Origin of the sequence: Pseudonocardia pini, assembly GCF_013870575.1 — a bacterium.
Classification (GTDB): Bacteria; Actinomycetota; Actinomycetes; order Mycobacteriales; family Pseudonocardiaceae; genus Pseudonocardia; species Pseudonocardia pini.
The window spans coordinates 1-8,635 of record NZ_JACBXB010000168.1; the positions used below are offsets into that span (position 1 = coordinate 1).

The following is an 8,635-nucleotide window of genomic DNA, read 5'->3' on the forward strand; positions in this document are numbered from 1 at the left end:
AACCGGTTCTTCACCCCGCGGACCATGCGGAGCGTGGAGTGCTTGTCGCCCTCGACCAGGCCGTCGCCGGAGGCCCCGACCACGATGCGGGGGCGTGGATCGGGGATCGTCACGGGTCCATGAAAGCAAACGTGCGGTTGGTTATCAATGCGCCTGTCCGTCGCCTTGACAGTCAGACGTGGTGCGCGCCACAGTGAGGACGCTGCGGAAGCAAACTCCGGTTTGTGCACATCCCGGAACCCGCCGAAAGGAACCCGACCGATGAAGTTCGGCTTCTTCACCATGCCCGAGCACCCGCCGCGCGAGAACTGGACGCTGTCCTACGACCGTGACATCGCGGGGATCGTGGAGGCGGAGCGGCTGGGCTTCCACGAGTACTGGATCGGCGAGCACCACACGGGCGGCTACGAGAACGTCCCGGTGCCCGAGTACATGATCGCCAAGGCGTCGGCCGTGACCCACCGGATCCGGCTGGGCACGGGTGTGATCAACCTGCCCTACCAGGACCCGTTCATGGTCGCCGAGCGGATGGCCTTCCTCGACCACCTCACCCACGGCAGGCTGGAGTACGGCTTCGGCGGTGGCGGGCTGCCCACGGACAAGGCGCTGTTCGGGCTCGAGCCCACCGAGGCCTCGCCGCGGACGAACGAGGCGCTGGAGATCATCTGGCAGCTGCTGACCTCGGACGACCCGGTGAGCTACGAGGGCGTCTACTGGAAGTACGAGAACCGCCAGCTGCAGGTCGGGCCGTACCAGGACGTGCCGCCCTTCGCGATCGCGGGCCTCACCGGCGTGCACAACTACGCCAAGTGCGGCGAGCGGGGCTGGAAGCCGCTGTCCGTGCACTTCGCGCCGATCGACAACGGCACGTACACCGACGCGCCGGACCTCAAGGCGATGGGCACCGCCATGCTGGAGGCCGGGGCGCGGTCGGGTATCGACCCGGCGGTGACCCGGGAGAACTGGCGCATCGTGCGCGAGGTCTACGTCACCGACGACAAGGACCAGGCGATCCGGGACATCCGGGAGGGCGTGAAGCTCTCCTACGACTACCTGCTCGGGCTCGGCCTCGGCGCGCTGATGAAGATCGGCGACGGCATGACGGACGCCGACCTCACCCTCGACTGGATGGTCGAGAACATCCCGTGGATCGTCGGCAGCCCGGAGGAGTGCACCCGACAGCTCAAGGAGCTGGAGGAGGAGGTCGGCGGCTTCGGCACGCTGCTGATCAACGTCCGGGACTGGGTGACCACGGACAGGTGGAACCGGTCCAACGAGATGTTCGCCCGCTACGTCATGCCGCACTTCACCAAGCGCGAGCGCCTCGACCGGAGGCAGCGGCTCGCGAACCGCGCGCTCGGGATCGACTGATGCGGGCGGGTCTGTCCGCCCCGGTCCCGGAGCTGGCGGGCCGCACCGTGCTGGTCACGGGCGGCGGGAGCGGGATCTGCAAGGGGATCGCCGCGGCGGTGCTGGAGAAGGGGGCGAACGTCGTCGTCCTCGAGATCGAGCCCGCGCACATCAAGGCCGCGGCCGAGGAGCTGGGGCCGGAGGTGGTGTGGCACGAGGGCTCGGTCGGCGTCGCCGCGGACGTCGAGGCGGCGTTCGCGCCGGCCATCGAGCGGTTCGGCGGGGTCGACCACCTGGTCGACAACGCGGGCACCGCGGCGGTCGCGCTCGTGGAGGACACCACTGAGGAGGCGTGGGACCTCATCGTCGACACGCTGCTGAAGGGGACGTTCCTCTGCACGCGCGAGTTCGCCCGCAGGCTGCCCGACGACGGTGCGCCCCGCTCGGTCGTCAACATCTCCTCGCTCAACGCCGTCGCGGCCACGGACGGGATGGGGAGCTACTGCGCGGCCAAGGCCGGGGTGAAGAGCCTCACCGAGGTCTGCGCTGGCGAGCTCGGCAGGCGCAACGTGCGGGTCAACGCGATCGGACCGGGGCTGGTCGGCACCCCGCTCGGCGAGGGTTTCTCCGTCGGGCGCCCGGTCGACGGCGGCCAGCACGTCCGCGGCCTGCACTCCTACTGGGACGTCGCGTTCGCGCAGGGGCTGGTCGAACGCCCTTGAGACCGACCCTCGGTGCGGAGTTCGAGGCCGCGTTCGCCCGCTACCGCGAGCGGACCGCGGTCGAGGTGGGGGAGCGGAGCTGGAGCTTCGCCGATCTCGACCGGTGGTCCGCGGCGGTGGCGGACCAGCTGCGCGGGCTCGGTGTCGGCGCGGGCGACGCGGTCGCCCTGCACCTCACGAACGGCGTCGAGTTCGTGGTGGCCGACGTGGCGGTGGCGCGGCTCGGGGCGGTGAAGGTCCCGGTCAACCCGCTGCTCCCGGCCGCCACGGTGGCCCACATCGTGCGGGCCTCGACGGCGCGCGTGGTGATCGGGGCGACCAGCCTCGGCGGGTCCGCCGACCTGTGGGTGTCCGACGACGGTGCGCCGCCCCCCGGCGACCCGCTGGCCGCTCCGGGGGACGTGCCTCCTCCGGAGCGGCAGGCGGTCGGACCCGCGGACCGCGCCGGGATCTACTTCACCGGCGGCACCACCGGGTTGCCGAAGGGCGTCGTGCACACCCAGGCCACGGCCGTCGCGGTGCAGTACGCGCAGATCGTGGAGGCCGAGATCGGCCAGGAGGACCGGCTGCTGCTCACCACCCCGCTCGCCCACGCGGCGGGCCTGTTCGCCCAGTCCGCCCTGATCCGGGGCGCGACGACGGTGGTCGAGCCGGGCTTCGACGCGGCTCGCACGCTGGAGCTGCTCCGCACCCGCGGCATCACCTGGACCTTCCTGGTGCCGACGATGATCTACCGGCTGCTGGACCTGGCCGGCCACGGGGCGCCCGCGCCCGCGCTGCGCACGGTCGTCTACGGCGCCGCCCCGATCGCCCCCACCCGGCTGGCCCGCGCGCTGGCGACCTTCGGCCCGGTCTTCGTGCAGCTCTACGGCCAGACCGAGTGCCCCAACTGGGGCACCCGACTCGCGAAGTCCGACCACGACCCCGCCCGCCCGGAGCTCCTCGGCTCCTGTGGCCGGGCGTCGATCATGGCGGACGTCGCGGTGGTCTCCCCCGACGGGACCCCCCTCCCGTCGGGGGAGACGGGGGAGATCTGCCTGCGCTCGCCGTACACGCTGGAGTCCTATCTGGACGACCCCGCGGCCACCGCGGCGAAGTTCCTGCCCGACGGCTGGATCCGCACCGGTGACGTCGGGTTCCTCGACGCGGCGGGCTACCTGTACCTGCGGGACCGCACGAGCGACATGGTCATCTCCGGCGGGATGAACGTGTACTGCCGCGAGGTGGAGGACGCGCTGGTCCGGCATCCCTCGGTCGCGCGGGTCGCGGTGATCGGGGTCCCGCACGAGGACTGGGGCGAGGCCGTGCACGCGGTCGTGGTGCCGCGGCCCGGGTTCTCCGCGGCGGAGCTGACCGAGTGGGCTCGCGGGGAGCTGGCCGCCTACGCCCGCCCGAAGTCCGTCGAGGTCGTCGACGACCTGCCGGAGACGCCGTTCGGGAAGATCGACAAGAAGGTCCTGCGCGCGCCCCACTGGGCGGGCCGGGACCGGGCCATCGGCTGAGGAGCACCGACGATGCAGACCGACGCCCGCGGGTTCCCCCGGTACTGGGACGAGGAGCGCGAGACCCTCGATCCGCTCAAGCGGGACGCGCTGATCCTGGACCGCGTGCAGTACCAGCTCCGCTACGCCTACGCCGAGCTGCCCTTCTACCGCCGCCACTACGACGCGCACGGGTTCCGTCCCGACCAGGTGCAGTCGCTGGAGGACTTCACCACCAAGGTCCCGGTGATCACCAAGAGGATGCTGGTGGCGGACCAGGCGGCGCACCCGCCGTTCGGCAGCTACGCCCGCGACCTGCCGCCCGGCGAGGTCGCCCGGATCCACGGCTCGTCCGGCACCTCCGGGGTCCCGACCATGTACGCCGTGTCGAAGGCGGACTGGGAGCGCGCCGGTGAGGTGCACGCGATGGCGCAGTGGTGCGCGGGCGTGCGGCCGGACGACATCGTGCAGGTCGGGTTCCCCTTCGGCCTGTTCTTCGGCGGCTGGGGCGTGGTGCAGGGGGCCGAGCGGATCGGCGCCACGCTGTTCCCGCTGGGCATCACCGAGTCGCGGAGACACCTCGAGCTGATCACCCGGCTCGGTTCCACGGTCTTCAGCGCCACGCCCTCGTACTGCATCCACCTGCTCTCCGTGGCCGAGCAGATGGGGATCGACCTGCGGGCGTCGACGGTGCGGCACCTGCTCGTCGGGGGCGAGCCCGGGGGCTCCCTACCCGGGACCGCCCGGATCATCGCCGAGGGGTGGGGCGCCACGGTGGCCGACGCCGGCTCCACCTCGGAGATGTACCCCTTCCAGACGAGCGTGGGGTGCGAGGCGCAGACCGGTACGCACCTCTACACCGACGAGGTGCTCACCGAGGTGGTGCAGGCGGACGACCTCAACGCGCCGCTCCCGGCGGGGGAGCGGGGCGCGGTCGTCTACACCCACCTCTGGCGGGACTCCCAACCCATGATCCGCTTCGCGCCGGGGGACGAGACCTACCTCGCCACCGATCCCTGCCCGTGCGGCCGGACGTACCCGCGGATGCCGGAGGGCGTGCTCGGCAGGCTGGACGACATGCTGGTCATCCGCGGCGCGAACGTCTACCCCAGCGCCGTCGAGACCGCGCTGCGCTCGGTCCCCGGGCTCGGCCCGGAGTTCCGGATGCGGGTCTCGCGCCGCGGCGCGCTGGACGAGCTGACCGTCGAGGCCGAGGGTGACGCCGCCCTGCAGGCACCGGTGGAGGAGGCGCTGAAGCGGGTCCTCGGCATCCGGGTTCCCGCCGTGCTGCTGGCGCCGGGCACCCTGCCGGAGACCACCTTCAAGGCGCGGCGGGTGGTCGACGAGCGCTGATCACCCCAGCTTGCCGGTGTCCACGAACAGCGAGGGCATCATCGCCCGGATGGACCCGACGACGACGTTGTCCCCCGTCGACAGGCTCGCGACCGTGCCCATCGCCATCCCCCTGATCCGCGCGCCCTCGGTGACGGCGTTGAACATCTCGGCGACGTCCAGCCACGTCACCCCCGGGCGGAGCTCCAGGTCGTACCGGCGCCCGAGCAGCTCGTAGGTCTCGGCCCACGCCGCGATCCACTGCTCGTAGCGCGCCTTGAGGAAGACCTGTACCCGCGGGTGGTTCGGCAGCGCGACCCACATGATCGTCTGCAGGCTCCACTGCGGATCCCGCATCGTGGCCTGCATGACCGCCTCGGCGACGTACCGGGCGAGGTCCGGGAACCGCATGTCCTCGGGGAGCGTGAGGGCCGCGGCGCGCAGCATGGTCATGGTCTCGCCGTAGCGGGACGGGCGCATGATGTAGGCGATCAGATCCTCTGTGTAGCGGCTCTTGTACCGCCAGCGATCGCGGAACATCCCCACGGTGAGCATCGCGGGGCGCTCCTCCTGCTCCGCGGCCTCCGCGGCGCGCTCGATCAGCCGCGCCTGGGAGAGCCCGGCGAAGAGCCGGGTGCCCGCGTCGTGCTCGTCGAGCAGGTCCGGGCCGCGGTGATCCAGCAGGTCATCCCGCAGGAGCTGCAGCCCGATGTCGAGGAAAGCCCTGGTCTCGGCGCTGTTGGCGATCTTCACCCGGGTCGCGGGACGGGCGTCCGCCGCGACGTTGGTGAGGATCTCCGACAGGTCGTCTCCCTGTTGCATCGTCTCCCTCGAAGCCTCCAGACCGCCACCTCCAGCGTAGGACCTCCAGGTCTGGAGGTACCAGGTCCGACCGGCGGCATCGGAGGCTTCCCCCGCGTGGGACCGGGCTCGCCCCCCTCGGCAGAAGGGCTTGGACATGCTCCGCGCCCGCGCCCGACAGTGAGGCTCTGACCAGGAGATTCCCCCGGATTCCGGAGGTCGAGAGCCATGTCGCAACCTCAGCACCGCAGCCCGCACCCCGATGTCGGTCCCTTGGTGGCCGCCGCCGCGGCGGGCGACGAGAGAGCCTGGAGCGATCTCGTGCACCGCTTCGAACCCGTCGTGCTCGGCGTCGCCCGCGGGTACCGGATCGACGAGCGGGACGCCCAGGACGTCGCCCAGGTCGTCTGGCTGCGGCTGTGGGAGAACCTCGGTGCCATCCGCGAGCCGCGGGCCGTGCCGGGCTGGATCGTCACCACCGCCCGGCACGAGTGCGCCCGGGTGATCCGCGGTCTGCGCCGGATGGTCCAGGCCGGTCCGCAGCTCATGATCACCGCTTGGGCTCGCATCACCGCGACCAGCGCGGCCGCGCGAGCCCAACCGACGATCATGTTCGGCCCACGATGGGCCCGATGGCGACTCCGAGTGATGCCGACGCCGCCGTCCATGATCGCCCCTGATCCAGCATCACCGCCGCTCCATGATCACCGTTCGGGCGCGGGCGACCGCGTCCGTCGCGGTCGGGTGCGCCCGACCAACGATCACGTGGGCACCGGGCCGCCCCAGGACCGAGCCCGCAGGACACCACGCCCGAGCCCGCACCGGCACGCATCACGCCGATCGCGACACCACGCCGAGCGTGGGCATCGGCACCGACGAGCGCCGTCGAGACACCCCCACGCGGGCCGAGGTGTCCGACACGCGAGCCCTGGCGTCCGACACGCGGGCCGGGTTGTCCGACACGCGGGCCGAGGTGTCCGACTCGCGAGCCGAGGTGTCCGACTCGCGCGCCCGGATGTCCGACTCGCGGGCACTGTCCGACTCGCGGGCACTGATGTCCGACACGCGCGCCCTGGTGTCCGACACGCGGGCACTGTCCGACACGCGGGGGTCGGTGGTGACGGTGTATCCGCTGGTCACGGCCATGGGCGTCGGGTTCGCGGGCGGGGCGGACGAGGACTGCGACCTCGTCGTGGATCCGGTCGGGATCGCAGGTCAGGGACACGGTGTCGGATCGCCCAGGCACCCTCCATGATCACCACCTCGGCACGCTCGACCGCGTTCACCACGGCTCCGCGCACCCAACCGACGATCATGGGCCGCGGCGACCGCCACGCGCCGAAGCCCCTGCCCGGCCCACTGCCACGCCACCACGATCAACGCGCGACCCACCGCCCCCGCCGAAGCCCATTGCTCGACCCACCGCCACCCGCCGAAGCCCACTGCTCGACCCACCGCCACCCGCCGAAGCCCACTGCTCGACCCACCGCCACCCGCCGAAGCACAGTGCTCGACCCGCCGAAGCCCACTGCCGACCGTGCGTCGGAGGCCGCCGCGACCGCGTCCTCCGACCGTCAGCGTCTGCTGCGGGTGGCCGCCTCGGCGAGGATCGGGAGGTACTCGTCGAGCACCCAGGGGATGGACAGCACCGAGGGCGACGACGAGGCCGCCACCTTGTCCGCCCCCACGATCGGCGCGTACCCGCCCGCCCGCACCGCGGGCATCTGCTGGACCGCGGTGTCGGCGAGGAAGGCGGCGTCGAGCTCCGGGGTGCCGAAGAAGCCGACGAGGAGGTCGGACTGCAGCCGCGGGACCAGCTCGGCGCTCACCGTGTAGTACACCGCGTCCCCGCCCGGGGCGTTCTCCTCGACGAACGGGGCGGACGTCAGGCCGAGGTCCTCGAGCAGCCGGACCCGGACGTCCGTGGGCCGGAAGATCCCGAGCTGCCCCGACTCCATGCCCCCGGTGTAGGCGAACGTCGCCCCCGCGAGCTGGGGGTACTCCCCCACGGCGGCGGCGAGCCGGGCCTGGGTGGCGACCACCAGCTCCTCGGCGCGCGCGCTGCGCCCCAGCGCCTGCCCGGCGATCCGGGTCTGGTCCTGCCAGCTCGTGGAGTAGGGCGCGTCCGGGTAGGCGACGACGGGGGCGATGCGGGAGAGCGTGTCGTACTCGGCCTGGGTGAGCCCCGAGTAGGTGGCGAGGATCAGGTCCGGGGCCGCCGCCGCGACCGCCTCGATCGCGATCGGCTCCAGCGAGCGACCTGCGATCTGTGGCAGCGGCTTGCCCACCAGGGCGTCCCGGACCCACGGCAGCACGCCCTCGGCGTCCCCGCCGTAGTCGAAGAACGGCATGACGACCGGGACCACGCCGAGCGCGATCGCCACGTCCTGGTTGGCCGCGCTCACGGTGGCGACCCGGGTGGGTTCGGCCTCGATGGTCGTCTGGCCGAACGCGTGCGGGATCGTGACGGGGAAGCCCCGGCCCGACGCGCGGCTGCCGGTCGCGACCTCGCCGGAGCAGGCGGCGAGGGCGAGCGCGGAGGCCGCGAGCGCTCCGGTGCGGACGAACGAACGGCGGGACAGGACGGGCACTTCGGTGGCTCCCCGGCGGCGGGCGATGTGGTCAGTGCACCCTAACTCGGACATCTCACCCACCCCCGCGGGGCATCGGCGCCGCAGCCATACTGGGCGGGTGTTCGGACGCAGCCGGGACCGGAAGGCCGCTGAGAAGGCCCTGCAGACGGCGCTCGACCTGATGGAACGGCGGGCGCTGTTCGCCGAGAAGGTCGACTGGCCCCGCGCGCGGGCGGAGGTCGCCGCCGCGGCCGAGGATCCCGAGCAGCTGGAGCTGACGCTGTTCCACCTGGTCAGACAGGTGAGCGGACCCCACGGCGGGCTGCGCAGACCCCGCCGGGCTGGTGGACCGCCGGACCTGCCGAGCGTCGAGCTC

General features: G+C 72.4%; 8 protein-coding genes and 1 pseudogene. 7 read left to right on the forward strand and 2 right to left on the reverse strand.

All coding sequences use genetic code 11. From position 1 onward, the window contains the following. Positions 1–261: 261 nt before the first annotated feature. From H5J29_RS12375 to H5J29_RS12390, 4 genes are read left to right on the forward strand one after another with little or no spacing between them, the layout of a single operon-like run. Complete coding sequence (locus H5J29_RS12375; protein ID WP_181781084.1) at positions 262–1,371, forward strand: LLM class flavin-dependent oxidoreductase; 1,110 nt, start codon at positions 262–264, stop codon at positions 1,369–1,371. Beyond that, positions 1,371–2,072, forward strand: a complete 702-nt coding sequence (locus H5J29_RS12380; protein WP_181781085.1) for an SDR family NAD(P)-dependent oxidoreductase — start codon at positions 1,371–1,373, stop codon at positions 2,070–2,072. Before H5J29_RS12375 ends, H5J29_RS12380 begins: the two co-directional genes overlap by 1 nt. Next, entirely contained in the window at positions 2,069–3,574 is a 1,506-nt protein-coding gene (locus H5J29_RS12385; RefSeq protein ID WP_181781086.1) for a class I adenylate-forming enzyme family protein, read from the forward strand. The genes H5J29_RS12380 and H5J29_RS12385 overlap by 4 nt, the downstream gene beginning before the upstream one ends. Positions 3,575–3,586: 12 nt before the next feature. After that, positions 3,587–4,906: a phenylacetate--CoA ligase family protein gene (locus tag H5J29_RS12390; RefSeq protein ID WP_181781087.1), complete on the forward strand. Its 1,320-nt coding sequence runs from the start codon at positions 3,587–3,589 to the stop codon at positions 4,904–4,906. Here H5J29_RS12390 and H5J29_RS12395 read toward each other — a convergent pair whose 3' ends face one another. Beyond that, positions 4,907–5,707, reverse strand: a complete 801-nt coding sequence (locus tag H5J29_RS12395; protein WP_181781088.1) for a hypothetical protein — start codon at positions 5,705–5,707, stop codon at positions 4,907–4,909. It lies immediately after the preceding gene. 207 nt (positions 5,708–5,914) lie between these two features. Between H5J29_RS12395 and H5J29_RS36535 the strand changes: the two are divergent. Both H5J29_RS36535 and H5J29_RS12405 read left to right on the forward strand, forming a co-directional pair. Continuing rightward, a pseudogene (locus H5J29_RS36535) lies at positions 5,915–6,196 on the forward strand (RNA polymerase sigma factor); the annotation flags it as partial. Between the two features lie 349 nt (positions 6,197–6,545). After that, on the forward strand, positions 6,546–6,941 hold the full coding sequence (locus tag H5J29_RS12405) for a hypothetical protein (RefSeq protein WP_181781089.1): 396 nt from the start codon (positions 6,546–6,548) through the stop codon (positions 6,939–6,941). Positions 6,942–7,260: 319 nt separating this feature from the next. Here H5J29_RS12405 and H5J29_RS12410 read toward each other — a convergent pair whose 3' ends face one another. Then, positions 7,261–8,277, reverse strand: a complete 1,017-nt coding sequence (locus H5J29_RS12410; protein ID WP_181781090.1) for an ABC transporter substrate-binding protein — start codon at positions 8,275–8,277, stop codon at positions 7,261–7,263. A 100-nt stretch (positions 8,278–8,377) separates the two neighbouring features. Between H5J29_RS12410 and H5J29_RS12415 the strand changes: the two genes are divergently transcribed. Then, on the forward strand, positions 8,378–8,635 hold a 258-nt coding region (locus tag H5J29_RS12415), incomplete at its 3' end, for a hypothetical protein (protein WP_220187315.1).